This is a genomic window from uncultured Salinibacterium sp., assembly GCF_963974405.1.
GTDB lineage: Bacteria > Actinomycetota > Actinomycetes > Actinomycetales > Microbacteriaceae > Rhodoglobus.
Window position 1 is genome coordinate 1,558,053 of the sequence record NZ_CAXBBH010000001.1, and the last position, 26,660, is coordinate 1,584,712.

Consider the following 26,660-nt stretch of genomic DNA (forward strand, 5'->3'; position numbering starts at 1 on the left):
GTGACTACAGTATTCGTCCTTAACGGTCCCAATCTCGGACGGCTCGGCAGCAGAGAACCAGATGTGTATGGCGGTGGAACCCTCGTCGATCTTCAGGCTCAGCTTGAAGAGCACGCGCGAGCACTGCCCAATGCGACCTCGATTGTTCTCGATTTTCGGCAGACCGACAGCGAGACAGAGCTAATCGCCTGGCTTCATGAAGCTGCGGATGCTGGCGCTCCCGTCATTATGAATCCGGCTGCCTTCACACACTATTCGTACGCTCTGCGTGATGCTGCTGCGCAAGTGTCGGGGGCTGGACTTCCTCTCATCGAGGTGCACATCACTAACCCCCACGCCCGAGAAGAGTTCCGGCACACGAGTGTGATTTCGGGTGTTGCGACTGGTGTTATCGCGGGCTTCGGCTTTGAGTCCTATATTCTTGGCCTCGACGCGGTTGCTCGACGACTCGGTTAGACTCGAACGTCGGTTTTGTCGCCTGCGCGACTCGACTGCGCTTTTGCTCGTTAACAGAAACGGATTTACGAATGGCCTCTACCGCTGACATCAAGAACGGCGTCGTTCTCAACATGGACGGTGGACTGTGGACCGTTATCGAGTTCCAGCACGTCAAGCCGGGTAAGGGCGGCGCCTTCGTTCGCACGAAGGTCAAGAACGTGCGTACGGGCAAGATCGTTGATCGTACGTTCAACGCTGGCGCGAAGATCGAAACTGAGACTGTTGATCGCTCTGACTTCCAGTATCTCTACAAGGACGGCGAAAACTTCGTCTTCATGAACACGAGCGACTACGACCAGATCACCCTGACCGAAACAGCAGTGGGCGATGCAGCCAACTTCATGCTGGAGAACCAGAACGTGACGATTGCGCTGCATAACCAAGAGCCTCTCTATGTCGAGTTGCCGGCATCCGTTGTTCTGGAAATCACTTACACCGAGCCTGGACTGCAGGGCGACCGTTCGACCGGCGGCAGTAAGCCAGCAACGGTGGAAACCGGATACCAGATTCAGGTGCCGCTCTTCGTTGAACAGGGCACCAAGGTCAAGGTTGACACCCGCGATGGCGGCTACCTCGGTCGCGTGAACGACTAAATGGGAGCTCGCACCAAGGCGCGTAAGCGCGCGCTTGACGTTATGTACGGCGCGGACGTTCGCGGGGAGAGCATCAATGCTGCTCTCGCCGCCGAATCGACCCGCGCTATGAGCGAGCCCGCTCGCGCCACGGCCTGGGCCTACGCGCAAGACATCGTTGTAGGCATCACTGAGCACGGCGAAGAGATTGATGAACTCATCGAAACCTATTCGCAGGGTTGGCCATTGAACCGGATGCCCGCAGTCGACCGCGCACTGCTGCGCATTGGCCTGTGGGAGATCATGTTTAACGATGAGGTTCCCGCGGGCGTAGCGATCTCTGAGGCAGTCGAATCCGCAAAAGTGCATTCGACGGAAGATTCCGCCGGCTTTATCAATGGCCTGCTCGGTCGCATCGCGGCCAGTCTGGGCTAAGAACGCTTCTGTGACGTGGCGTTACGTGCTTACGTGACGCTACGTTACGGCTCCAGTAGCCAGCGAGAGCGCAAGGTTCTAGCGTTCAGGGATGAGTTCTTCCTCCCTTCGCGACAGCATCGTTTCTGATGCGCTCTCGGTGAGCATCCGCAGCCTCTCTCGCAGTTTCGGCGAGCGTCGCGTGCTTAACGATGTCTCGATAGAGATCGCTGAGGGCGAGATTGTTGCGCTCATCGGCCCTTCGGGCTGCGGCAAATCGACTCTCCTGCGCCATATCGGGGGATTGGACACTCCGACGGCTGGCTCGATCAGCATCGGCAACGCGCCTGTGCAGGGCCTCGATGAGCGGTCAGCTATAGCGTTTCAGGAGCCTCGATTGCTCCCGTGGCGCTCGCTCACGCGCAACGTAGAGGTGGGGCTGCCTCGAACTCGTCGCTCAGCAGGCGATAGCGAACGCGTTTCTCACCTTCTTGACCTCGTCAAACTCTCGGGTGCTGCTCACCTGCGCCCCCGTCAGATTTCTGGTGGCATGGCTCAGCGTGTGTCGTTAGCTCGTGCTCTCGCCCGTCGTCCCGGCGTTTTACTGCTTGACGAACCGTTTGGTGCTCTCGACGCTCTTACACGCTTAGCTATGCAGGATTTGCTGCTTGAACTTCACGCGGCGGAGCCAGCCACGATAGTCATCGTCACTCACGATGTTGACGAGGCGCTCTATCTCGCTGACCGGGTCATTTTGCTCGGCTCAACTCCAACTGATGCCGTGGGCGAAGCTTCCAGCGTTCGCACCACAGTCACTGTTCCTGGCTATCGCCCCAGGGATCGGGGCAGCGGAGATCTCGCTGAGCTTCGCGCCGAGCTGCTCGAAGGTCTTGGCGTCGCCACCCACCACCCCAGCGCTCCTGTCAAAAGCTAGTACCTCACTCTCTTTGCTCACGCTCACCCATTAAGGAAATTATGTCTCGCCGATCACTCGTTTCAGTCCTCACCGCTGGGGCCGTCGCGCTCACGCTCGGTCTCTCCGGTTGCGTCGCAGGTGAAGGTTCAGCCCTCTCGCCCGACGACACTGAGACAGCAGGAGGGTGGAGCAGCGATCAGCTATCGGTCGACTTCGCCACCTACAACCCGCTGAGTTTGATCATCAAGGAAAAGGGGTGGCTTGAAGCTACCCTCGGGGACGATGTCGAAGTCACTTGGCTCCAGTCTTCGGGATCTGCTGCGGCAAATGACGCGTTACGCGCCGGTGCGCTTGACGTGGGATCTACGGCAGGCTCAGCGGCGCTGCTTGCGCGTGCTAACGGCTCGCCCATCAAGACGGTTGACGTGTACTCGCAGCCCAATTGGTCAGCGATCGTCGTGGCGGCAGATTCTCCGATCCAGTCCGCGGAGGATCTGCGCGGCAAGAACATTGGAGCGAACGCCGGTACGGATCCGTATTTCTTCCTTCTCCAGACACTCGCCGAGTTCAACATCGGTCTGGACGAAGTCACAGTCACGCAGTTGCAGCACGCTGACGGAAAGACCGCACTGGAGTCCGGCGCCGTTGATGCTTGGGCTGGCCTCGATCCGTTGATGAGCGCATCCGTCGTAAATGCGGGCTCGCGCATTGTGTACGACAATCCGGACTTCAACAGCTACGGATTCCTGAACGCTACTGAGAGCTTCCTCGAGAAGTCACCTGATCTTGCACAGGTCGTTATCGATGCTTATGAAAAAGCGCGTCAGTGGGCCGCGGAGAATCCGGATGACGCGGCCGCTATCTTCGCGGACGTAGCGGGTATCGATCTACCGATCGCCAACTCGGTTCTCCTTGACCGCACGAATCTCGCGATCGACCCGGCCCCTGGCCAGAAGCAGTTGGATGTGCTCGGAGTGATCGGCCCGATCTTTGTCGACTCGGGCGCTGTTGCTGAACAGTCTCAGATTGACGATGCTCTCGCTTCACTGTTCGACACGACGTACGTTGACGGAGCGGATCCGAGCCGTGTCACTGAATAGTCCTTTCAGCGTGTCTGAGGGCCCCGACGTCGCTGACGCCGGGGATGCTCAGGCGCCTACGCGTAGCAGCGGTGGGCACCGGCGGCCTTGGCTCCGACCTTTCCTTCTAGGCGCTGTGCTTCCGATTGCTCTCCTCGCGATTTGGCAATTCATCTCCACGTCAGGGTTGGTTGCCAGTTACCGATTGCCTACGCCCGAGAGTGTGGTGGGTGCTGGAGTCGATCTCTACGAACGTGGGGTGCTCTATCAGCACGTGGCGATATCGACGCAACGAGTTCTGCTTGGTTTTGTGATCGGTTCGATTGTCGGCCTCGCCCTTGCCGCTGTCGTGGGCCTATCCGCCCGAGTGTCAGAATTCTTGGCGCCAACTCTGGGAGCGATTAGAGCAGTGCCGTCGTTGGCGTGGGTTCCGCTCCTGGGGCTCTACCTCGGATACAACGAGGACTCCAAGGTCGCGCTGATTGCTATTGGCGCGTTCTTTCCCGTGTACACGACTGTCGCTTCAGCGTTGCGACATGTGGATGTCCACCTGGTGGAGTTGGGTCGAAGCTACGGTTATTCCGGCACAGCGTTGCTCAGTCTCGTGCAACTACCTGCCGTAGTTCCCGCGGTGATTTCCTCGCTACGACTCGCGCTCGCGCAGGCGTGGCTCTTTCTCGTTGCGGGGGAGTTGCTCGGCGCTTCTCTTGGGCTCGGCTTCTTGCTCGTCGATTCGCAGCAAAACGGCCGCATCGACCGTCTCTTCCTCACGATCATTCTGCTCGGCGTGCTCGGAAAGCTCACTGACACGGCCGTGGGAGTTCTCGAACGATTCCTACTGAAGCGTTGGGGCGTCTGACCTTAGCTTCGTCGTGTGACCTGCTCGCCAAGGTGCGCTAGAGTTGTCTCAACAGATTTCCTTTAAATTCCGTCCAGAGAGGCGGGGAAGGAGGTCAGAATGCCTGTACGCACAGTGCTGCAGCATGCTGATATCACTCGAGCGTTGACTCGTATTTCTCACGAAATTCTTGAGTCCAATCGCGGTTCAGACGATCTTGTCATCCTTGGCATCCCTACTCGCGGTGTCACTCTCGCTCAGAGAATTTCGGCGATCATCCAGTCGGTTGACTCGGCGGTGATTCCCGCCGGAGCACTCGACGTGACTATGTATCGCGACGACCTCGCCCAGAACCCCACGCGCGCAACGGGCCCCACCGATATCCCCAGCGGCGGTATCGACGGCAAGACCGTGGTACTCGTCGATGACGTGTTGTACTCGGGCCGCACTATTCGGGCAGCTCTTGACGCCCTCGGCGACCTTGGCCGTCCGAGAGCGGTACGCCTTGCTGTGCTTGTCGATCGAGGTCATCGCGAGTTCCCGATCCGCGCCGACTTCGTGGGCAAAAATCTTCCTAGCTCCGCCGAAGAACGCATCAACGTGCGGCTTGAAGAAATCGACGGAACTGACGAGGTGACAATCGGATGAGAAACTTACTGACCACTCAGGGGCTAGCCCGCGATGAAGCGATCGCGATTCTGGATGTCGCCGAAGATATGGCGAGCGTGTCCGAGCGCGAGGTCAAGAAGCTTCCCACGCTGCGTGGCAAGACCGTCATTAACCTCTTCTTTGAGGACTCGACGCGCACACGCATATCGTTTGAGGCCGCTGCGAAACGACTGAGTGCCGACGTCATCAACTTTGCGGCCAAAGGATCGAGTGTCTCGAAGGGTGAAAACCTCAAGGACACTGCTCAGACCCTGGCTGCGATGGGAGCGGATGCCGTTGTCGTGCGGCACTGGGCATCGGGAGCCCCGAAGACCCTGGCCGACAGCGGCTGGATCGATGCCGGAATAGTTAATGCGGGGGATGGCACGCACGAGCATCCAACTCAAGCGTTGCTCGACGCCTTCACTATTCGTCGACGCCTACACGGAACCGCTGCTCGCGGTAAGGGCCTCGACGGCGTAACTGTCACGATCGTCGGGGATATCGTTCACTCACGAGTGGCTCGTTCAAATGTCTGGCTGCTCACTACCCTCGGCGCGCACGTGACCCTCGTAGCCCCGGCAACTCTCTTGCCCGTCAACATGAGCGGCTGGCCCGTCGAGGTGTCTTATGACCTCGACAGTGCCATTGCGCAAGGCCCCGACGTCATCATGATGTTGCGGGTGCAGGCAGAGCGAATGGCTGCCGCGTTCTTCCCGAATGCCCGCGAGTATTCTCGCCAATGGGGACTCAATGACGAACGGCTGACTGCTCTGCCAGCCAGTAGCATGGTTATGCACCCTGGGCCAATGAACCGCGGCCTCGAGATCTCTGCTGCGGCTGCAGATTCGCCACAGTCGACAGTTCTTGAGCAAGTGGCGAATGGCGTCTCCGTGCGGATGTCGGTGCTGTATCACTTGCTGTCCGGAGCTGTGGAGCGGTGAGCGCGGGAATTTTGCCCGCCGCCCCTCAACGCGAACTAATCCAGAGAAGAGGACTCTCGTGAGTATCAGAATCGTCAATGCCACTCTGCCGAGCGGAGAGCGGGCCGACTTCACGATCGATCGTGGTGTTTTCACGGAGGCAACATCCGCTGATCGCACCATCGATGCGGGCGGCTTGCAAGCACTTCCTGGCCTCGTCGATCTGCACACTCATCTGCGCGAACCCGGGTTCGAGCAGAGCGAGACGGTTCTGTCGGGCACTCGTGCCGCGGCGATGGGTGGATTCACCGCCGTATTCCCGATGGCTAACACCATGCCCGTTCAAGACACGGCTGGGGTTGTCGAGCAAGTTCAATCGCTGGGACTCGACCACGGCTACGCCACAGTGCGACCCATCGGCGCGGTCACCGAAGGACTCGGAGGGGTCACACTCTCTGAGATCGGGGCGATGGCGAATTCTCGGGCAAACGTTCGAGTCTTTTCGGATGACGGCAAGTGTGTCCACAATGCGCTCTTGATGCGTCGCGCGCTCGAATACGTCAAGACCTTTGACGGCGTCGTCGCACAGCACGCGCAAGAGCCCACTCTCACCGTGGATGCCCAAATGAATGAGGGCGCCGTGTCAAGCGAGCTCGGATTGGCCGGCTGGCCCGCCGTCGCGGAAGAATCGATCATCGCCCGTGATGTGCTTCTCGCAGAACACGTCGGTGCTCGCCTCCATATTTGCCATCTTTCGACGGCAGGTTCGGTCGACGTCATCCGGTGGGCTAAAGCCCGCGGGATTGCGGTGACGGCTGAAGTGACACCGCACCACTTGCTCCTCACCGAAGAACTGGTTCGCGGCTACGACGCTCGTTTTAAGGTCAACCCACCATTGCGGCGCGACGAAGACGTGCATGCACTGCGCGCGGCACTCGCCGATGGCACCATCGATATCGTCGCTACCGACCACGCCCCGCACCCGCCTGAGGCCAAGGAGTGCTCCTGGGCTGAGGCGGCCTTTGGAATGGTGGGGCTCGAATCTGCTCTTAACGTCGTGCAGCAAGCCGTCGTGGACACCGGTCAGCTGGATTGGGCGGATGTTGCTCGAGTTCTTTCACAGAAACCAGCGGAGATCGGTCGTCTTGACGGCTACGCGACGCCTTTCGCCCTCGGATCCCCGGCCAACCTCGTGTTGGTCGACCCGAGCGCTCGCACTACTTTCTCGACTGAATCGCTGCGCGGAAAGAGCACAAACTCTCCCTACCTTGGTCGCGAATTGCCTGGCCGAGTCATGACTACGATCCACAACGGCTACGAAACGGTGCGCGACGGTGAAGTCGTTGATGCCGCCGAAGTTGCTGAACAAGCGCGCACAGCTGAGAGCGAGGCCAATCGTGGCTAAAGACGTTCCGCTGATTATTCTCGCGAGCCTTGCGCTGCTGATCTTCGCCCTCATGCTGTTCGGCTGGTACTCGCGAAAACGACGTCAGGCACACATCGGCCTTCCCGTGGCGCCGCCGGCGGGCCTCGCCGACACTGATCTTCGATTCACCGGCAAATACGTCGCGACCACGGTTGCCGGCGATCAACTGAACCGAATCAATGTGCATGGCTTGGGTTTCCGGGGGAACTGTCTCCTCGAGGTTCACCCCGATGGCATTGTGGTGTCGCGTGCTGGCTCGCCGGATCTCTGGCTAGCTCGCTCTGAAGTGCGCGGGGTGTCTCGCGCTACCTGGACCATCGACCGTGTGGTCGAAAACAACGGGCTGCAGGTGATCGAGTGGAATCTCGATGGCACTGCGGTCGATAGTTATTTCCGAATGGATGACCCCGAGCCGTGCGAACGTGCGCTCGATGGTGTCGTCGGCAACGAAAGGCAGTCCCAGTGACTTTTGAACCAGCAGTCCTCGTCCTCGAAGATGGCTCGCGCTATCTCGGTCAGGCCTATGGAGCGAGCGGCCAAAGAATCGGCGAGGTCGTCTTCGCTACAGGCATGACGGGCTACCAAGAGACCATCACCGACCCGAGCTATGCGGGACAGATCGTCGTCATGACGGCTCCCCACATCGGCAACACGGGGGTGAACTCTGAAGACCCCGAGTCATCGAGAATCTGGGTCTCAGGCTTTGTTGTGCGCGACGCCAGCCGAGTAGTGTCCAACTTCCGTGCTGAAGAATCGCTGGATGACCAACTCACCGAGCAGGGCATCGTGGGGATCAGCGGGGTCGACACGCGAGCGATTACTCGACGACTTCGCGACTCTGGTTCGATGCGCGGCGGCATTTTCTCCGGCGCTGCTGCACAACTCAGCGATGATGACCAGCTCGCCGCGGTGACGGCGGCGGCGGAGATGGCAGGCCAGAGTCTGTCATCTGAAGTATCGACCTCCGAGGTTTACGTCGTAGCGGCGAAGGGGGAAAGCATCGGGCGATTGGCGGTTCTCGACCTTGGCGTGAAGACGTCGACCTTGAACTACCTCGCCGAGCGGGGATTTGACGTCCATGTTCTTCCGCAGACTGTGACCTTCGACGAGATACTGGCGATTGAGCCGGTCGCCGTGTTCTATTCGAACGGTCCAGGCGACCCATCGGCATCCGATGGTCATGTCGCCCTTCTCACCGAGGTGCTGAAGAAAGGCCTGCCCTTCTTCGGTATTTGCTTCGGCAACCAGCTCTTGGGGCGGGCTCTGGGTTACGGTACGTACAAGTTGCCGTTCGGCCACCGGGGTATCAATCAGCCGGTCATTGACGTGCAGACCCTTCGCACGGAAATCACCGCGCACAATCACGGCTTTGCAGTTGACGCCCCCGTAGGCGAGATTAGCCAGTCACCCGCGGGCTTTGGTCGGGTTGAAGTGAGCCACGTCAACCTCAACGACAACGTTGTTGAAGGTCTTCGCGCGCTCGACATTCCCGCTTTCTCCGTGCAATACCACCCCGAGGCCGCTTCAGGCCCTCACGACGCTAACTACCTCTTCGACAGGTTCCGCGACCTAGTTCTCGAGACCGCAAAGGACGCCAAGTAATGCCCAAGAGAGACGACATTTCATCGGTACTCGTCATCGGTTCCGGCCCGATCGTGATCGGTCAGGCCGCTGAGTTCGACTACTCAGGAACTCAAGCCTGCCGTGTCTTGCGAGAAGAGGGCATCCGTGTCATTCTCGTGAACTCGAACCCGGCCACGATCATGACCGACCCCGATTTCGCTGACGCCACGTACATCGAACCGATTACGTGGGAAGTCATTGAGTCGATCATCGCCAAAGAACGTCCGGATGCACTGCTTCCGACCCTCGGAGGACAAACGGCCCTCAACGCCGCGATCGAGCTCGACGCTCACGGCATTCTCGAGAAGTACAACGTCGAACTCATCGGCGCCAACCTCGAGGCCATCAACAAGGGCGAAGACCGCCAAATCTTCAAGCAGCTTGTACTCGACTGTGGTGCCGATGTCGCAAAGTCACACATCGCTCACACCGTTGCTGAGGCCGTAGAGTTTGCCGAAGATCTCGGCTACCCGCTCGTCATCCGTCCTTCATTCACCATGGGCGGGCTCGGATCGGGCTTTGCGTACTCACGCGAAGAACTCATTCGTATGGTCACTGACGGTCTCCACCAGAGCCCCACCACCGAGGTGCTGCTTGAAGAGAGCATTCTCGGCTGGAAAGAGTACGAGCTTGAGCTCATGCGCGACACGTCGGACAACACTGTCGTCGTCTGTTCGATTGAGAATGTTGACCCGGTCGGAGTCCACACGGGTGACTCGATTACCGTCGCGCCGGCGTTGACGTTGACCGACCGCGAGTACCAGAACCTGCGCAACATTGGTATCGATATCATTCGCGCGGTCGGCGTTGATACCGGTGGCTGCAACATCCAGTTCGCAATCGACCCCGCCAATGGTCGCGTCATCGTCATCGAGATGAACCCCAGAGTTTCGCGCTCGAGCGCGCTTGCCTCAAAGGCGACGGGATTCCCGATCGCCAAGATAGCGGCCAAGCTCGCCATCGGTTATCGCCTGGACGAGATTCCGAACGACATCACTAAGGTCACGCCGGCGAGCTTTGAACCTACTCTCGACTATGTCGTCGTGAAGGTTCCCCGTTTCGCTTTCGAGAAGTTCCCTGCCGCCGATACTCGGCTCACGACCACCATGAAGTCGGTGGGAGAAGCCATGGCTATTGGCCGCAACTATTCAACCGCACTGCAAAAAGCACTTCGGTCTCTGGAGAAGCGCGATTCGAGCTTCCACTGGAATGGTGAAGTAGGTAACAAAGACGAGCTGCTCGCGCTTTCATCGATCGCGACTGACGGCCGCATCATCACCGTGCAGCAGGCTATGCGTGCGGGTGCGACGGCTGAAGAGGTCTTCGACGCCACCAAGATCGACCCCTGGTTCATCGACCAGATTGCGCTCATCAACGAGGTTGCGGCGGATGTCGCGTCAGCGCCGGCACTAACCGCTGCTTTGCTCACTCACGCCAAGAACCACGGCTTCAGCGACGTTCAGATCGCCGACTTACGTGGAATGACGGAAGCTGACGTGCGCGACGTTCGCTGGAGCCTCGACGTTCGCCCTGTCTTCAAAACAGTCGACACGTGCGCGGGGGAGTTTCCCGCTCTGACGCCCTACCACTACTCGAGTTACGACTCCGAAACTGAAGTTGTGCCAAGCGACAAGAAAAAGGTCGTCATTCTCGGCTCCGGCCCGAACCGAATCGGGCAAGGAATCGAGTTCGATTACTCGTGTGTTCACGCCTCGTTCGCCCTCTCGGATGCTGGCTACGAGACGATCATGATCAACTGCAATCCCGAAACCGTGTCAACTGACTACGACACGAGCGATCGCCTCTACTTCGAGCCCCTCACGCTCGAAGACGTCTTGGAGATCATCCACGCCGAAAGCGCGAGTGGTGAGCTTATGGGTGTCATCGTGCAGCTCGGGGGTCAGACGGCGCTCGGTCTTGCGCAGGGGCTGAAGGATGCCGGCGTTCCGATCCTCGGTACAACTCCCGAAGCGATCGATCTCGCCGAGGAGCGCGGGCTCTTCTCCGCAATTCTCGACAACGCCGGGTTGCTCGCGCCCAAGAACGGCACCGCGACGAACCAAACCGAAGCAGTCATGATTGCGGAGAACATCGGTTACCCGGTCTTGGTCCGTCCATCGCACGTTCTCGGCGGTCGCGGTATGGAGATTGTGTACGACTCCGAAGCCCTCGCTGACTATTTTGATCGCGTGCGCGACCTTGTCATCATCTCGGGAACATCGCCGCTGTTGGTCGACCGGTTCTTGGATGACGCGATCGAAATCGACATTGATGCGATTTACGACGGCACTGAGCTTTACGTCGGCGGCATTATGGAGCACATTGAGGAAGCGGGAATCCACTCCGGCGACTCGGCGTGCACCCTTCCTTCCGTCACCCTTGGCCGTGACGTACTCAATCGCGTGCGCGAAGCCACTCTCGCGATCGCCGAGGGCGTTGGTGTGCGCGGGCTGTTGAATGTGCAGTTCGCGATTGGCCAGGGAATTCTCTACGTACTCGAGGCCAACCCGCGAGCAAGCCGCACGGTTCCTTTTGTGTCGAAAGCGCTCGGTATTCCGCTTGCGAAGGCTGCCGCTCGGGTGATGGCAGGATCGAGCATCCGTTCGCTGGTCGAAAGCGGGCTCCTGCCCATTCTGGACGGCTCAAACGTGCCGGCAAGCTCGCCAGTTTCCGTCAAAGAAGCAGTGCTTCCCTTCAAGCGCTTCCGCACTGTAGAAGGCAATGTTGTCGACTCCGTACTCGGCCCAGAGATGCGGTCAACCGGAGAGGTCATGGGCATCGACTCGAACTTCCCGAAGGCTTTCGCGAAGAGCCAGGAAGCAGCCTACGGCGGACTTCCCGACAGTGGCTCTGTGTTCGTGTCGGTCGCTGACCGTGACAAGCGTGCCGTCATCCTGCCGGTGCTGCGCTTGAGCCAACTGGGCTTCACAATTCTCGCCACGGAGGGCACCGCAGAGATCCTGGCGCGCAATGGGATCGAAGCTCAAGTAGTACGCAAGTACTTCATGGGCCAAGAGTTGGATGCAGCTGAGCCTTCGATCGTGGAGCTCATCAACGACGGCAAGGTCGACGTTGTCATCAACACGCCGAGCGGTCGTAGCGCTCGAGCCGATGGCTACGAGATCCGCACCGCGACGGTTGCCGCAGACAAGCCAATCTTCACGACGATCGCGCAACTTGCTGCCGCAGTGGCGTCGTTCGAAGCGATCCGAGAGGGCTTCGATGTTCGTTCCCTTCAGGACTATGCGCTGGATCGTGCCGCCGAACTTGAGAAAGTAGCGAAGAATGCCTAGTTTTGCTTCGCAGCTGGCACAGACCTTCGACGAATTCGGGGGAGTGTGCATGGGGATTGATCCACATCCGTTCCTCTTAGAAGCGTGGGGACTTTCCGACGACGCGCACGGCGTGCGTGAATTTGCTCTTCGCGCTGTGGATGCCGCAGCGGGCAACGTGGGAATGATCAAGCCCCAGGTGGCGTTCTTCGAGCGCTTCGGCGCAGCGGGGTACGCGATTCTCGAGGAGTCTTTTGCCTTGGCGCGCTCCGCGGGACTGCTCGTGATTGCCGATGTCAAGCGCGGTGACCTGTCGTCGTCTGTCGACGCCTATGGGCAAGCATGGTTAACACCGGGCTCGAGCTTGGAAGCTGATGCTATGACGGCGGTCGCGTACCAGGGGGTGTCCGAACTCTCGGGGCCTTTCGAGTTGGCTCGTTCGGCGGGCAAGGGCATCTTCGTTCTTGCCGCAACGTCAAACGCCTCGGCGCGCACCATCCAGACTGCTCGGATTGCGGAAGGTGAGCACGCGGGGGCGACGGTCGCGGCGAGTGTGGTTCGAGATGTGACTGCCCTTAACACCGAGAGCGGTTTGGGCTCATTCGGGGTGGTAATCGGTGCCACCGTAGATGTGGCGGACTACGGCATCAAGAGCGGTGAGCTTGTCGACCTGCCCATTCTTGCGCCTGGCTTCGGTGCCCAAGGTGCTCAGGTTGAGCAAGCGCGCGAGTTGTACGGCGATGCTGTGTCTAACACGATCGTCACGGTGTCTCGGAGCGTTCTTCAGGAGGGCGCGAATCAGATTCCGGCGGAACTCCGCTCGCTGCGTTCTCAGTTGCGCGAGCAGGTGCGCTGATGGCCCCACGTCCTGCCCCGCCAGCGGTTGACCGCGCGGCCGCATCGCGCGCCGCGATTGCTGCGCGGCGCGCCCGGGCTGCGGTGAAGCGTGAAATCGCTGAGCGACGAAGAACAGCGCTCAGCGTTGCGCGCGCCGCATGGGCGAAGCCTGAGGGTGCTGAGGCGAGATTGCTCGTCCGCGAGCTCCTGCTGAGCGTTCCTTCGCTCGGGCCGACGCGAGTGGAATCAATAATGGCTGAACTTGCGATTGCTGAACGCAAGCGGGTTGGCGGACTGGGGCTCAAGCAACGGGAGCGACTCAGTAATTTCCTCTCCAGCCGTCAGGGGCCGGAGCCGACGCGGCTGGTGGTGCTTGCTGGCCCGACAGCTGTTGGCAAGGGCACCGTTTCTGGGTACATCCGTGAGAACCATCCGGATGTTCTTCTCAGTGTTTCTGCGACGACCCGCAAGCCGCGCCCTGGCGAAGTCGATGGCGTGCACTATTACTTTGTGAGTGACGCCGAGTTTGACTCGATGATTGCGAACAACGAACTTCTTGAATGGGCCGTCGTCCACAACTCGTACCGTTACGGCACCCCGCGACCGCCGATCGACGCCGCGTTGGCGGAGGGCAAGCGCGTGTTGCTCGAGATTGATCTGCAGGGAGCTCGCTCGGTTCGACGGGTCATGCCAGAAGCACTACTTGTCTTTTTGCTCCCGCCCACTTGGGAGGAACTAGTGCGTCGCCTTATCGGTCGCGGCACCGAAGAGGCGGCAGAACAGTCGCGCCGTTTAGAGACTGCAAAGGTCGAATTAGCAGCTCAAGATGAGTTCGATGTGAAGGTCGTCAACACAGAAGTACGCCAAGCGGCTCAAGAAGTCGTAGAATTGATGGATGCGCCCATTGGCGCGACCACTTCCGACTCCAAGGAGCACCCTCATGGCTGACAAGAACTCGGGCATCATTGATCCCCCCATCGACGAATTGCTGTCGAAGGTCGATTCCAAGTACCAGCTCGTCATCTTTGCTTCGAAGCGCGCGCGCCAGATCAACGACTACTACGCCGACCTTCATGAAGGAAGCCTGTTCGACAACGTTGGGCCTCTCGTAGACTCCACGATCGATGACAAGCCTCTTTCCGTTGCTCTCCACGAGATTAACGAAAACAAGCTCGAACTCAAGCGACTCAGCGGCGAATAGAACGTTTCTCGGTGACCGCGCTCAACGTCGTCGTCGGAATTTCTGGCGGCATAGCTGCGTATAAAGCAGTATCCGTTGTGCGTGAGCTTGTGCTTGCTGGCCACGACGTTCACGTCGTGGCCACGAGTAACGCGCTCAAATTTGTGGGGCTCCCCACTCTTGAAGCGATTAGCCGTAACCCCGTCCACACTGACCTCTACGAGGGAGTGGATGAGGTCCAACACGTCGCCGTCGGACAAGCTGCAGACGTTATCGTCGTTGCGCCGGCCACAGCAAATACGATTGCCAAGATCGCCACAGGCCAAGCTAACGACTTCCTCGGCAATACCCTCCTCGCGAGCACTGCGCCCGTTCTTGTCGCGCCCGCAATGCACACTGAGATGTGGTCGAACCCCGCCACAGTCGCGAACATTGCGACGCTGCGGTCTCGCGGCATCCGCATCATTGGGCCCGAATCGGGCCGATTGACGGGGTCTGATAGTGGACCGGGGCGCATGTCAGAGCCGAGCGACATTGTTGCCGCGGTTCTCGATGCAGCAATGGTGGCTCACGATCTCGCTGGTCTCTCGGTTGTCGTCACGGCCGGGGGAACGCGAGAGCCTCTTGATCCCGTTCGGTTTATTGGCAATCGTTCCAGCGGTAAGCAAGGGGTTGCGCTGGCGACTGCTGCCGCCGCTCGCGGCGCGGATGTGACGCTTATCGCGGCGAATATCGAAGTTCCCTTGCCCTCGGGCGTCCGCTGCCTTCCGGTGGGCACGACTTTGGAACTGCAGTCAGCTGTCACGACCGAAGCCGCGACTGCTGACCTCGTGATTATGGCTGCCGCTGTTGCCGATTATCGTCCTGCAGAGACTGCGCAGTCGAAGATCAAGAAACGAAGCGATTCGAGCACTCTCGAGCTGCGGCTTGAAGAGAACCCCGACATTCTACGTGGGCTCTCTCGCGACCGCCCGCGCGAGCAAACGATCGTGGGCTTCGCGGCAGAGACCGAGCAAGACGACGCTGCTCTGCTCGAGCTCGGCCGCAGCAAAGTTTTCCGAAAAGGCTGCGATTACCTCGTGATCAACCGTGTGGGTTGGACAGAAGGATTTGCCACAGACAGTAACACTGTCATCGTGATCAATAACGGCGGCGATAGAGTGGGTGAGGCAAGCGGAAGCAAGTTGTCGGTGGCCCACCGCATTCTGGACTTTGTGTTCGCAGCCCGCTGACATCCATTCATCACTACCGGAGACGGCTTATGACTTCGCCCCTGCGCACCTTTACCTCGGAGTCTGTTACCGAGGGACACCCTGACAAGATCTGTGACCAGATCAGCGATGGCATCCTCGATGCGCTACTCGCGGAAGACCCGCACGCTCGAGTCGCCGTGGAGACCTTGGTGACGACCGGTCTCGTGCATGTTGCTGGTGAGGTCACGACATCGGCTTACGCCGATATCCCGGCGATAGTTCGTGATCGCATTTCGGAGATCGGCTACAACTCGTCCACCGTGGGCTTCGATGGCCGATCGTGTGGTGTTTCGATCTCTATTGGCGCTCAGTCTCCTGATATCGCTCAGGGAGTGGACCGGGCTCTCGAGGCGCGAGAAGAGAACTCAGATGACGCATTGGACGTCTTGGGTGCTGGCGACCAGGGTGTGATGTTTGGGTACGCGACCAATGAAACTCCGCAGTTGATGCCTGCCCCCATTTGGTTTGCACATCGCATGGCAGAGCGTCTTGCCGAGGTGCGCAAACAAGGGCTCGTCGACTATTTGCGTCCCGACGGAAAGACACAAGTGACCGTGGGCTACGAGGGCTCGGTGCCTCGCAGTATCGAGACAGTTGTTCTCTCCACGCAGCATTCGCCGTCGGTCTCGACTGCCCAGTTGCGCCAGGAGATCGAGGAGCTTGTAGTGCGCCCGATAGCGGAGAGCTCTGGCCTTGACCTTTCCTCGCTGCAGGCGATCGTGAACCCGAGCGGTCGTTTCGAAATTGGCGGCCCACAGGGCGACGCCGGCGTTACCGGTCGTAAAGTCATCGTGGACACCTACGGTGGGGCTGCGCGCCACGGCGGGGGAGCCTTCAGCGGAAAGGACCCGTCGAAAGTCGATCGTTCCGCCACCTACGCAATGCGGTGGGTTGCGAAGAACGCGGTTGCCGCAGGTCTTGCCGATCGTGTCGAAGTGCAGATTGCCTATGCGATCGGTCGCGCAGCACCGGTGAGTCTTTATGTAGAGACCTTCGGCACCGGGCACGTATCCGATGAAGCTCTCTTGGGCGCGATTCACGAAGTCTTTGATCTGCGCCCTGGCGCGATCATTCGGGATCTAGATCTACTGCGTCCGATCTATGCGAAGACGGCAACGTACGGTCACTTTGGTCGCGAACTTCCCGAGTTCACGTGGGAACGACTCGACCGCGTTGACGCGCTGCGCCAGGCGGCCGGCCTGTAGCGATGAGTGACGCATCCATCGCTCGGGTGCTCATTGATTCGCCGCTGCCGCAACTTGACAGGCTCTTTGACTACGCGATCCCCGAGAAGCTCCGCGCCGACGCGAAGGCTGGCGTTCGCGTCAAAGTGCCATTAAGGACTTTGGGTCGGCTGGTTGAGGGGTGGATTGTCGAACTGACTGATACCGTCGCCTACTCGGGCAAATTGAGCGAACTCGAAGCCGTCGTTTCGCCTTTCCCTGTGCTGACTCCAGAAGTCTGGACCCTTGCTCGTACGGCAGCCGATCGTGCATCGGGCAACGCTGCTGATGTGTTGCGCTTGGGGATCCCCAAGCGACACGCACGCGCGGAGAAGACCCTGCCCGACCCCTCAACAGCGACTTTCGAGCCCACGGGTGAGCTCAAGCCTGTCGCGTTCTTCGACGAGGCGGCGATCACGACTCTCGTGACGCAACGAAAGCGAGCTGCTCTTGCTGCGCCAACCGGCGTCGCTGAAGTCGCCCCTGGCGTGTGGGTAGGGCGTTGGGCGATCACGATGGTCGAGTTGGCGGCTCAGGCTCTCGCTCGGGGCACAACCGCCATCTTGGCCACGCCTGATTTTCGTGATCAAGAACAGCTTCAGGCGGCTGCGGCGGCACTGCTGCCCCATGATCGCGTTCTCCGATTGGACGCACGTCAGAGCGACCAGAAACGCTACGGCAACTTTCTGCGCACGCACGACGGCACTCCCTACGTCATCATTGGCAACCGATCTGCTGTCTACGCCCCGGCCGCCAACCTCGGCGTCATCGTTGTCTGGGATGACGGGGATTCGCTCTATAGCGAAAACCTTTCGCCGTACATCCACACTCGTGATGCTGCCCTTCTTCGCCAAGAGCAGCAACAGTGTGCTCTTGTCTTCTTGAGCCATTCCCGCAGCACGGAAGTGCAACGACTCGTGGAAGTCGGCTGGCTTGTTGCACTCCGCCCAGGGGGAATCCGGCCGCCAAAAGTGATCCCTTCGGCGAATCAAGTCAGTCAGGATCGGCTGGCAGCGATTGCCCGTATTCCATCCTCGGCGTGGAAGGCCGCGCGTGCTGGTCTTGACGAGGGGCCCGTGCTTGTTCAGGTCGCACGTCCGGGTTACGCTCCACGGCTCGCGTGTACCGATTGCGCCCAGACGGCACGGTGCACGACGTGTGCCGGTCCGCTCGCTCAGCGTTCGGCATCCGCGACGCCCAGCTGTGTGTGGTGCGGTGCTCTCGCAGTGAAGTGGCGCTGTCGTGAGTGCGATGGCACACGGTTGCGCATGGTGGGTTCGGGTAGCGCGAGAACTGCTGATGAACTCGGGCGAGCCTTCCCGGGCTATCGCGTGATTGTCGCCGACGGCGACCATCAAGTTCTGACGGTTACAAATGAACCTTCGTTGGTCATCGCAACTCGTGGCGCTGAGCCGGTAGCCGAGGGTGGGTATCGCGCGATACTCCTTCTTGATGGAGCCGGGATGCTCTCGCGAGAAAGCTTGCGGGTCGCCGAGGATTGCTTGAGGTGGTGGTCCAACGCGATTGCGTTGGGAGCCGATGGCGCTCCTACTGTGATCGTGGGGGTAGGCGGCTCTCTCGCGACATCGCTCGTGACGTGGCGTCAAGAAGATTTCGCGCAAGCGGAGCTTGCCGATCGCAGAGAACTCCGATTTCCACCCGCGGTGCGCGTAGCTACGCTCACTGGCACAGTCGCCCTGATTGACGATGCCATCAGGCAATTGCCGGTTGCGCCACTCGACATCTTGGGCCCCGTTGACTTGCCGGGTGGCCTCGTCCGCACGATTATTCGCTTCGACTACAAAGATGGTGCAGCAGTCGCGGAACAGCTGAAGGCTCTCGTTGTTGCCGCAACGACGGTGTCTCGAAGTAGCCGAAAACCGGGCACTCCTCGGGCCCAACAATCTCCACCAGGATTGCGAGTTCATCTCGACGATCTGGAGCCCTTTGTCGACCTTTAATCATCGTGTGCGCGTGATCACGCCATTTCGCGAGACAATTGGTGGATGACTTCCTTGCGACTCCTTTTTGCCGGTAGCCCCGAGGTAGCTGTTCCCAGTCTCGATGCCCTCTTGCGTTCCGAGCACGAGGTTGCTGGAGTCCTCACGCGGACCGACTCGCCGCAGGGCCGCCGTCGCGTGATGACTCCCACACTCGTGGCCGCTCGTGCAGAAGAGGCTGGAGTGAGCGTTATCCGGGCCAACCGTCTCGATTCTGCTGCGGCATCCGCGATTGACGATCTGGGAGTCGACCTTGGAGTGATCGTCGCCTACGGCGGTCTCGTGCCCGCCACGGTACTCACGATTCCGCGTCTCGGTTGGATTAACCTGCACTTTTCGTTGTTGCCTCAGTGGCGGGGCGCTGCTCCCGTACAGCGAGCCATCATGGCAGGAGACACGGTGTCAGGCGCGACGGTGTTCCAGCTTGTGGAACAGCTCGATGCTGGCGATATCTTCGCAACGATGACCGAACCGATAGGCGCACAGCAGACTGCTGGCTCACTACTGCAACAGTTATCCTTCTCCGGCGCGACCCTGCTGGCGAACGTTGTCGATTCTCTTGCTGATGGTTCAGCTCACGCTGTGCCTCAGACCGGCGAAGTTACCGTGGCCCCCAAGCTTGCGCTTGATGACGGCCGCATTGACTGGTCAGCACCCGCTCAGGCAGTGCACAACCGTATCCGTGGCGTTACGCCTGAGCCGGGCGCGTCGACGTCGATCGGCGGCAGTCGCCTGAAGGTGCTTGAAGCCGCTATTGCCCGCGACACCGCGACGCTCGCTCCTGGGCACTTTGATTGCGTGGGCAAGAGAGTGTTGGTCGGCACGGCAACCGACCCACTAGAACTTCTCCGGGTGCATCCCGAGGGGCGTAAAGCAATGGATGCCGCAGCCTGGTGGCGCGGCCTGAATTCAGAATCAGAGGTGGTGGCCTCGTGAGCTACGCACAGTCAGCCCGTCGGGTCGCGCTCGACGTCATTATGGCGGTGCGCGAGTCAGATGCTTATGCCAATCTGCTCCTTCCTGTTCATATAGATCGCGCAAAGCTCTCGAGCGCGGATGCCGGACTCGCGACCGAACTGACGTACGGGACTTTGCGCATGCAGGGCTACTATGACGCGGTTATCGCGCAGGCTGCTGGTCGTGCGGTGTCGAGAATCGATCCTCCCGTGCTTGATGTGTTGCGCTTGGCTACACACCAACTCTTGTCGATGCGTGTTCCATCGCACGCCGCTGTTGACGAGTCAGTGCGTCTCGCAAAGACGATCGGCTCGCGTTCCGCGGTGGGCTTCGTCAATGCCGTCTTGCGTGCGATCACCAAGCATGATGCCGAAACGTGGCGCGAACGCGTGATTGGTGCCGCAGGCTCGGGAGAGGAAGCTCTCGCACTCTCGTATTCGCATCCGCTCTGGGTCACACGGGCGTTCAGGCAAGTGCTCGTTGCTGAAGGCCGTGAGGCTGAACTTGAGGCACTTTTAGCGGCAGACAACGTGCCCGCGCGCGTTTCTGTTGCGGCACTGCCGGGATTTTCCGAGGCTGAAGACATCGACGTGACTCTGTCCGAGTATTCCCCGATTGGCGGTACCTTGCGCGAAGGAGACCCGTCTAAAAACACGGCAATTGCCTCGGGGCGGGCGCGCGTGCAAGACGAAGGCTCGCAGATAGCAGCGCTCGCGCTGAGTCGTGTTCGCCCCGTTGAAGCAGGGGAGTCGTGGCTGGACATGTGTGCCGGTCCCGGCGGCAAAGCTGCCCTGCTGGCCGCAGAAGCTCTGGTGGGTGGCGCAACGCTGACCGCAAACGAACTTGTACCGGCCCGCGCGAAGCTCGTGCGCAATGCCCTTGCTGTGTTTGAGGCTCCACCGGAGGTGTGGGAGAAAGATGGCGTCGAGATCGGTGAGGAGCATCCCGAGCAGTTTGACCGCATTCTCCTCGACGCGCCGTGCACGGGACTGGGTGCCCTCCGCCGCCGACCGGAGGCGCGCTGGCGCAAGCAGCCAGGTGATGTGGCACAGCTTGGGGCCATCCAGACAGCGCTGTTGAAGTCGGCGTTGAAGGCGCTTAAACCGGGCGGAGTCTTGGCCTACGTCACGTGTTCACCGCACGCTGCAGAGACTAAGGCGATCGTTGGCTCTGTACTGCGCAAGGTTGAGGGAGTGACCAAGATAGACACTCCAGCGGTGATCCAAGGATTCGCTAAGACCGAGCTTGACTTGCCTGACGCAACCCACGTGCAATTGTGGCCTCACCGGCACGGCACAGACGCCATGTTCATCCAGCTGCTTGTCAAAGCTGACGCATAGAGAGGTTTTGGTTATGTCTGTTCGAATTAACCCCAGCATTCTGGCGGCCGATTTCGTGAATCTTGAGCGGGACATCGCGAAGATTTCGAACGCGGATCTCGTGCACGTTGACATTATGGACAATCACTTTGTGCCGAACCTGACGTTCGGACTTCAGATGACAGAGCGCATCCAGCAGGTTTCCTCGATCCCGCTCGACGTTCACCTGATGATCACCGAGCCCGATCGCTGGGCCCCTGACTACGCCGACCTTGGCGTCTATGGGGTTACCTTCCACGCGGAGGCTGCCGCGGATGCTGTTGCACTCGCCCGCACGCTCCGAGCGAAAGGTGCCCGAGCCGGTGTCGCTATCAAACCTGGCACGTCGATCGATCCCTATCTCGAGCTCCTCGAGGAATTCGACCAGGTCCTTGTAATGACAGTGGAACCTGGTTTCGGCGGCCAGAGCTTCATGGAAGACACGATGCCGAAGCTGACGCAACTCCGTGAACTTGTTGACAAGCGTGGTCTTGATGTCTGGCTGCAGGTCGACGGCGGTGTCAATGAGCGCACGATTGAGATAGCCGCGGCTGCGGGTGCCGATACCTTCGTCGCGGGCTCTTCTGTGTTTCGTGGCGACGATCCCTCCCTGAGCGTTTCAGATTTGCGCGCGCGGGCGAACGCGCACCGTCATACTCAGCACTGATCGCCGGTCGGCGTCAATCGGCATGGAAGCAACGCACACGAACAGACTGTTTCTGATGATGCTGCCGACAGCGAACACGCTGAGTTTCCGCTCAATGGTGCCCTATTCCTCCTGAGTGATCTGGTTGACTAGTCGAATGACTGATTCAGCAAAAACAAAGCCAGAGGTCGAGTTCTACGAGGGCCCTGCGCCCACTGAGCTCGTCATCATCGACATTGAAGAGGGAACCGGCGCCGAAGCGAAGGCCGGATCCACTGTTGACGTGCACTACTTGGGCGTCGATTTCGAAACGCTCGAAGAGTTCGACTCTTCGTGGAGCCGCGGCGAGTCCATCAACTTTCCGCTCATGGCTCTCATTAGCGGTTGGCAAGAGGGAATCCCCGGCATGAAGGTTGGCGGTCGTCGCCAGCTCATCTGCCCGCCGCACCTCGCGTATGGTCCTGCCGGTGCAGGCCACCAGCTTTCCGGACGCACGTTGACCTTCGTGATCGACCTGCTCGGCACGAACTAGTCACCCAGATCGGCTGTCATGCGGCAAGGGACCGTCCTCCGGGGCGGTACCCTTGACATGTGAAAGACTTCGACGCACTTTTTGCTGAACTAAGCCGCAAAGCGGTTGAACGCCCGGCCGACTCCGGTTCGGTTGCTCTGTTGGATGCTGGAGTGCATTCAATCGGCAAGAAGATTGTCGAAGAGGCCGCTGAAGTGTGGATGGCCGCGGAGTACCAATCTGACCAAGAAACTGCGGAAGAGATATCCCAACTCATCTATCACCTGCAGGTTCTGATGGTTGCTAAAGGGCTCAGCCCTGAGGATGTGTGGCGACATCTGTGATGTCCCCACGATCACTTTTCGCACCAACTGACTGAGAGCTGACATGTTAAGAGTTGCAGTGCCCAACAAGGGTTCACTGAGTGAAATCGCTTCGGAGATGCTGTACGAAGCGGGTTATGTGGGGCGTCGTGACCCACGCGCACTGAACGTGCGTGACGAACGCAATGGTGTTGAGTTTTTCTACCTCCGCCCGCGCGATATCGCTACATACGTCGGCTCGGGTGCGCTCGACGTGGGTATCACCGGCCGTGACCTTCTTTTGGATTCCGGTTCCGCCGCTACAGAGATCGCAAGTCTCGACTTTGGAGAGTCAACATTCCGGTTCGCTGGCGAGCCAGGTCGATTTAATGACCTTTCCGAGCTCAACGGTGTGCGCGTCGCCACGAGCTATGCAGGACTCGTTGGTGCTTTTCTCGAGCGCAACGGTGTGAAAGCAGAGCTCGTGAGCCTCGATGGCGCCGTTGAATCTGCGATCCGACTTGGTGTTGCGGATGCTGTGGCTGACGTTGTCTCTACAGGTTCAACGTTGCGGGCCCAAGGTCTGGAAATTTTCGGTCCCGTCATTCTCGACTCGACTGCGGTGCTCATCAGCTCGGGTACAGACGTCGCGGGCAGCGCGACCCTGCAACGCCGGCTGCAGGGTGTGCTCGTCGCTCGCCAGTACGTTCTCATCGACTACGACGTTCCCCTTGCTTTGCTCGATGCAGCCACGAAGGTGACTCCGGGCATCGAGAGCCCCACTGTTTCCCCGCTCCAAGACCCCGCGTGGGTTGCGGTGCGTTCGATGGTCCGCCGTGTCGACACCAATCACGTCATGGACGAACTCCACGCTGTTGGGGCTCGGGCGATTCTGGTCAGCGCCATTCACGCAGCGAGGATTTAGTCATGTCGGTCGCTGTACGCGTCATACCGTGCTTGGACGTCGCCGATGGTCGCGTGGTCAAGGGGGTCAACTTCAAGGATCTTCGCGACGCTGGCGATCCGGTCTCTCTCGCTCGCTTGTACTACGAGCAGGGTGCCGATGAGGTTACTTTCCTTGACGTGACGGCCACTGTCGAGGGACGCGCCACGATGTATGAGGTTGTGCGGTCCGCGGCAGAACAGATATTCATTCCGCTCACCGTCGGTGGCGGAGTTCGCGAACCTGACGACGTGTCAAAACTTCTGGCTCACGGTGCCGACAAAGTGGGTGTAAACAGTGCCGCTCTCGCGCGGCCGCAACTCATCGACGACATCTCGCACCGTTTCGGTGCACAAGTGCTCGTTCTGAGCCTCGACATCAAACGACGGGGTGACGGGTGGATTGTCACGACTCACGGTGGTCGCACCGAAACTGATCGTGACGCGCTTGCCTGGGCCCGTGAAGCAATGGAACGGGGAGCGGGAGAGTTGCTCGTCAACTCAATCGATGCTGACGGCACGAAAGACGGATTTGACCTCGAGCTCGTTGCTGCCATCACCGAGTTTGCTACAGTGCCTGTCATCGCAAGCGGTGGCGCTGGCACGGTAGAGCACTTTGCCCCGGCAATCGATGCTGGTGCTGATGCGGTGCTTGCGGCATCCGTGTTTCATAACCGTCAGCTCACTGTTGGAGACGTAAAGGCTGCACTCACTAGTCATGGATTGGTTACACGATGAGCGATGAACTGACTCTCGAAACGGTAGGTGATGTGTTGGAACGTGCGCAGTTCGCTGCGGATGGCCTACTACCGGCGATCATCCAGCAGTGGGATACCAAAGAGGTGCTCATGCTGGGTTATATGAACGCTGAAGCGCTCACACGAACCCTTACCGAGGGTCGCGTAACGTTCTACAGTCGAAGTCGTCAGGAGTTATGGCGCAAGGGCGACACCAGCGGACACCACCAGTACGTGCGCACAGCGGCGCTTGATTGTGATCGGGACGCGCTCCTCGTGGGCGTAGAACAGGTCGGCCCGGCGTGCCACACAGGTAACCATTCGTGTTTTGACGTTGATCCGCTTGTTCCGCTTCACGGGTCCTTCGATGAATAGCACGACGACTCGGCCAGAGTTCGGCCAGCTGACTACTGAAGGTCATCGGGTGGTTCCCGTGATCCGTCAATTATTCGCGGATGGCGAGACTCCCGTTGGCGTGTATCGCAAACTCGCGCAGGCGCACCCTGGCACATTCCTGCTCGAATCGGCCGGACAGGGCGGTATTTGGTCGCGTTTCTCCTTCGTCGGCGTCTCAAGCTTCGGCGTGCTGACACAACACGACAACGGTGTCGAGTGGATCGACTACGGGATGCCGCGGGAGCGCATTCTCGGAGCGGACTGCCCGACTGCGCCGCTCGAAGCGCTCGCGCATCTCAACGAGCGCTGGAAGACGCCTCGCGTTGAAGGCCACCCGCCGCTGACCGGCGGACTTGTAGGGTTCATTGGCTGGGAAGCTGTTCGCGAACTCGAAAACCTTCCGGACGCGCCGCCCGCTGATTTTGAAGTACCGAGTCAGGCATTGAGTTTCGTCTCTGACCTCGTCGTACTCGACCACCGTTTCGGCACAGTCCTGCTGATCTCTACGGCGCTTAACGATGGTCACGAGAACGTAGAAGAGATGTGGATCGCGACACAGTCTCGACTTGATTCGCTTCAGTCGGGGCTCGCTCAACCGACTGAGGCCTTCATTGCCGATGTCGATATTGAGAAAGAGCCGCAGCCAACTCCGCGCACGACACCCGAGGACTACGCGACGGCCATCGAGCGGTCAAAAGAGTTCATCCGTGATGGCGATGTTTTTCAGGTCGTTATCTCGCAGCGTTTTGACCACGAGGTTTCGGCGACACCGCTCGACGTGTATCGCGTCTTGCGCACGCTGAATCCCTCTCCGTACATGTACTTGCTTTCTCTCGTCGATATCGATGGCCGACCCTATTCCATCGTGGGTGCAAGCCCTGAAGCGCTTGTGAAGGTCACTCAAAAGCGAGTGCACATGCATCCGATTGCTGGTTCCCGGCCGCGCGGAAGCGATACCGAGCGGGATCTTGAACTCGCTGAGGAGCTGCTCGCCGATACCAAAGAGCGAGCAGAGCACCTGATGTTGGTTGACCTGGCACGCAACGACCTCCTCAAGGTGTGCACCCCGGGGACCGTAGCGGTAACAGAATTCATGCAGGTGGAACGGTTTAGCCACATCATGCACCTTGTTTCCTCGGTTGAAGGTGACTTGCGTCCCAGCGCGACAGCGGTTGATGTGTTCCGCGCGACGTTCCCGGCAGGCACGCTTTCCGGGGCACCAAAACCTCGCGCTCTCGAGATCATCGATGAGCTCGAACCCGCCCAGCGCGGTGTCTACGGAGGAGTCGTCGGTTATTTCGATTTCGCCGGAGATGCGGACCTTGCCATCGCTATCCGAACGGTCACGATCGTTGATGGAGTGGCTCGAGTGCAGGCGGGTGCGGGTCTCGTGGCCGATTCCGATCCAGCCGCCGAGCATCAGGAGGCTCAGAACAAGGCGGCAGCACCGTTGAGGGCCGTTGCTGTTGCGAATGCGATGACGAAGTTGAGCTCATGAATTGGAGACGGTCCCGCGCAATAGCCCTCGGTGGGCTCTTTCTGTTGGCTGCGCTTGTGATGCTCACCTGGACTCAACGCTGGTTCATGATCACCCTGCAAGATGAAGTGACAGTGGAAGTATTAGGAAGCGACGCGGCAGGCTCTTTGGCCGCACTTGCACTCTCGATTTTTGCTCTCGTGGCGGCGTTGAGCATTGCATCCGTGCTCGTCCGTCGCGTACTCGGTGTCGTCGCAGCAGCCGTGGGCGCTGGGATCGTTGCAGTCAGCCAATCAACTCTTTCTGATCCCGTACGCGCATCGTCTGAGCTGATCACGCAATCGACAGGAATCGGTGGCATCGATTCTGTTCGAGGCCTCGTCGTCACGCTCGAAGGCACCCCCTGGTCGTATACGGCGCTTATCGCTGGTGTTTTGGTGGTGGTTTTCGGGGGCTTTGCGTCAGTCTCCGCCCATCGCTGGCCGACCGCGACAAAAAAATACGAACGTTCAGCTGTCGTTGTCGCCGATGATCCAGCGTCTCAGTGGGATGCACAAAGTCGTGGAATCGATCCGACAGAACGCTGATTGGCAACGCCGAGTGCCATAGTCCCGCTACAATTTAGGATCAGC

At 59.6% G+C, this 26,660-nt stretch carries 28 protein-coding genes; all 28 read left to right on the forward strand.

Going from position 1 to position 26,660, the window contains the following annotated elements; translation table 11 throughout:
• The 28 genes from AACZ26_RS07665 (at window position 1) to AACZ26_RS07800 (ending at window position 26,615) form a co-directional block, all read left to right on the forward strand.
• Entirely contained in the window at window positions 1–456 is a 456-nt protein-coding gene (locus AACZ26_RS07665; RefSeq protein ID WP_339620420.1) for a type II 3-dehydroquinate dehydratase, read from the forward strand.
• A gap of 71 nt (window positions 457–527) precedes the next feature.
• On the forward strand, window positions 528–1,091 hold the full coding sequence (gene efp, locus AACZ26_RS07670; protein WP_339620421.1) for an elongation factor P: 564 nt from the start codon (window positions 528–530) through the stop codon (window positions 1,089–1,091).
• Entirely contained in the window at window positions 1,092–1,505 is a 414-nt protein-coding gene (gene nusB, locus AACZ26_RS07675) for a transcription antitermination factor NusB (protein WP_339620422.1), read from the forward strand.
• Between the two features lie 91 nt (window positions 1,506–1,596).
• The gene (locus AACZ26_RS07680) at window positions 1,597–2,418 is read left to right on the forward strand and encodes an ABC transporter ATP-binding protein (protein WP_339620423.1); all 822 of its coding nucleotides are present in this window, start codon (window positions 1,597–1,599) and stop codon (window positions 2,416–2,418) included.
• Between the two features lie 41 nt (window positions 2,419–2,459).
• Window positions 2,460–3,500, forward strand: a complete 1,041-nt coding sequence (locus tag AACZ26_RS07685) for an aliphatic sulfonate ABC transporter substrate-binding protein (protein WP_339620424.1) — start codon at window positions 2,460–2,462, stop codon at window positions 3,498–3,500.
• Window positions 3,466–4,338: an ABC transporter permease gene (locus AACZ26_RS07690; protein ID WP_339620425.1), complete on the forward strand. Its 873-nt coding sequence runs from the start codon at window positions 3,466–3,468 to the stop codon at window positions 4,336–4,338. The genes AACZ26_RS07685 and AACZ26_RS07690 overlap by 35 nt, the downstream gene beginning before the upstream one ends.
• Before the next feature lie 99 nt (window positions 4,339–4,437).
• On the forward strand, window positions 4,438–4,965 hold the full coding sequence (pyrR, locus tag AACZ26_RS07695) for a bifunctional pyr operon transcriptional regulator/uracil phosphoribosyltransferase PyrR (protein ID WP_339620426.1): 528 nt from the start codon (window positions 4,438–4,440) through the stop codon (window positions 4,963–4,965).
• Window positions 4,962–5,909, forward strand: a complete 948-nt coding sequence (locus AACZ26_RS07700; RefSeq protein WP_339620427.1) for an aspartate carbamoyltransferase catalytic subunit — start codon at window positions 4,962–4,964, stop codon at window positions 5,907–5,909. Before pyrR ends, AACZ26_RS07700 begins: the two co-directional genes overlap by 4 nt.
• A gap of 58 nt (window positions 5,910–5,967) precedes the next feature.
• Window positions 5,968–7,293, forward strand: a complete 1,326-nt coding sequence (locus AACZ26_RS07705) for a dihydroorotase (RefSeq protein WP_339620428.1) — start codon at window positions 5,968–5,970, stop codon at window positions 7,291–7,293.
• Entirely contained in the window at window positions 7,286–7,780 is a 495-nt protein-coding gene (locus AACZ26_RS07710; protein ID WP_339620429.1) for a hypothetical protein, read from the forward strand. The genes AACZ26_RS07705 and AACZ26_RS07710 overlap by 8 nt, the downstream gene beginning before the upstream one ends.
• On the forward strand, window positions 7,777–8,916 hold the full coding sequence (carA, locus tag AACZ26_RS07715) for a glutamine-hydrolyzing carbamoyl-phosphate synthase small subunit (RefSeq protein WP_339620431.1): 1,140 nt from the start codon (window positions 7,777–7,779) through the stop codon (window positions 8,914–8,916). The genes AACZ26_RS07710 and carA overlap by 4 nt, the downstream gene beginning before the upstream one ends.
• Window positions 8,916–12,230 carry a carbamoyl-phosphate synthase large subunit gene (gene carB / locus AACZ26_RS07720; RefSeq protein ID WP_339620432.1) on the forward strand — a complete coding sequence of 1,105 codons (3,315 nt, stop codon included), beginning with the start codon at window positions 8,916–8,918 and terminating at the stop codon, window positions 12,228–12,230. Before carA ends, carB begins: the two co-directional genes overlap by 1 nt.
• A complete protein-coding gene (gene pyrF, locus AACZ26_RS07725) occupies window positions 12,223–13,065 on the forward strand; it encodes an orotidine-5'-phosphate decarboxylase (protein ID WP_339620434.1) in 843 nt (280 codons plus the stop codon). Before carB ends, pyrF begins: the two co-directional genes overlap by 8 nt.
• Entirely contained in the window at window positions 13,065–13,994 is a 930-nt protein-coding gene (gene gmk / locus AACZ26_RS07730; RefSeq protein WP_339620436.1) for a guanylate kinase, read from the forward strand. The genes pyrF and gmk overlap by 1 nt, the downstream gene beginning before the upstream one ends.
• Window positions 13,987–14,247 (forward strand): DNA-directed RNA polymerase subunit omega, encoded by a 261-nt coding sequence (rpoZ, locus tag AACZ26_RS07735; protein WP_100388939.1) that lies wholly within the window; start codon window positions 13,987–13,989, stop codon window positions 14,245–14,247. Before gmk ends, rpoZ begins: the two co-directional genes overlap by 8 nt.
• Window positions 14,248–14,258: 11 nt before the next feature.
• Complete coding sequence (gene coaBC, locus AACZ26_RS07740; RefSeq protein ID WP_339620438.1) at window positions 14,259–15,458, forward strand: bifunctional phosphopantothenoylcysteine decarboxylase/phosphopantothenate--cysteine ligase CoaBC; 1,200 nt, start codon at window positions 14,259–14,261, stop codon at window positions 15,456–15,458.
• Between the two features lie 29 nt (window positions 15,459–15,487).
• A complete protein-coding gene (gene metK / locus AACZ26_RS07745; protein ID WP_339620439.1) occupies window positions 15,488–16,684 on the forward strand; it encodes a methionine adenosyltransferase in 1,197 nt (398 codons plus the stop codon).
• Window positions 16,685–16,686: 2 nt separating this feature from the next.
• Window positions 16,687–18,663 carry a primosomal protein N' gene (locus tag AACZ26_RS07750; RefSeq protein ID WP_339620440.1) on the forward strand — a complete coding sequence of 659 codons (1,977 nt, stop codon included), beginning with the start codon at window positions 16,687–16,689 and terminating at the stop codon, window positions 18,661–18,663.
• Between the two features lie 54 nt (window positions 18,664–18,717).
• Window positions 18,718–19,638, forward strand: coding sequence for a methionyl-tRNA formyltransferase (gene fmt / locus AACZ26_RS07755; protein WP_339620651.1), 921 nt, complete (start codon window positions 18,718–18,720; stop codon window positions 19,636–19,638).
• Window positions 19,635–20,999, forward strand: coding sequence for a transcription antitermination factor NusB (locus AACZ26_RS07760; RefSeq protein ID WP_339620441.1), 1,365 nt, complete (start codon window positions 19,635–19,637; stop codon window positions 20,997–20,999). Before fmt ends, AACZ26_RS07760 begins: the two co-directional genes overlap by 4 nt.
• Before the next feature lie 13 nt (window positions 21,000–21,012).
• Window positions 21,013–21,684 (forward strand): ribulose-phosphate 3-epimerase, encoded by a 672-nt coding sequence (gene rpe, locus AACZ26_RS07765; protein WP_339620442.1) that lies wholly within the window; start codon window positions 21,013–21,015, stop codon window positions 21,682–21,684.
• A 136-nt stretch (window positions 21,685–21,820) separates the two neighbouring features.
• Complete coding sequence (locus AACZ26_RS07770) at window positions 21,821–22,195, forward strand: FKBP-type peptidyl-prolyl cis-trans isomerase (protein ID WP_339620443.1); 375 nt, start codon at window positions 21,821–21,823, stop codon at window positions 22,193–22,195.
• A 59-nt stretch (window positions 22,196–22,254) separates the two neighbouring features.
• Window positions 22,255–22,518 carry a phosphoribosyl-ATP diphosphatase gene (locus tag AACZ26_RS07775; RefSeq protein WP_339620444.1) on the forward strand — a complete coding sequence of 88 codons (264 nt, stop codon included), beginning with the start codon at window positions 22,255–22,257 and terminating at the stop codon, window positions 22,516–22,518.
• A 43-nt stretch (window positions 22,519–22,561) separates the two neighbouring features.
• Window positions 22,562–23,401, forward strand: a complete 840-nt coding sequence (gene hisG, locus AACZ26_RS07780) for an ATP phosphoribosyltransferase (RefSeq protein WP_339620445.1) — start codon at window positions 22,562–22,564, stop codon at window positions 23,399–23,401.
• Between the two features lie 2 nt (window positions 23,402–23,403).
• Window positions 23,404–24,156 carry an imidazole glycerol phosphate synthase subunit HisF gene (hisF, locus tag AACZ26_RS07785; protein WP_339620447.1) on the forward strand — a complete coding sequence of 251 codons (753 nt, stop codon included), beginning with the start codon at window positions 23,404–23,406 and terminating at the stop codon, window positions 24,154–24,156.
• Window positions 24,153–24,530, forward strand: coding sequence for a phosphoribosyl-AMP cyclohydrolase (hisI, locus tag AACZ26_RS07790; protein WP_339620448.1), 378 nt, complete (start codon window positions 24,153–24,155; stop codon window positions 24,528–24,530). The genes hisF and hisI overlap by 4 nt, the downstream gene beginning before the upstream one ends.
• Window positions 24,523–26,049, forward strand: a complete 1,527-nt coding sequence (locus AACZ26_RS07795) for an anthranilate synthase component I (RefSeq protein ID WP_339620449.1) — start codon at window positions 24,523–24,525, stop codon at window positions 26,047–26,049. The genes hisI and AACZ26_RS07795 overlap by 8 nt, the downstream gene beginning before the upstream one ends.
• Complete coding sequence (locus AACZ26_RS07800) at window positions 26,046–26,615, forward strand: Trp biosynthesis-associated membrane protein (RefSeq protein ID WP_339620450.1); 570 nt, start codon at window positions 26,046–26,048, stop codon at window positions 26,613–26,615. The genes AACZ26_RS07795 and AACZ26_RS07800 overlap by 4 nt, the downstream gene beginning before the upstream one ends.
• The last annotated feature ends 45 nt before the right edge of the window (window positions 26,616–26,660 follow it).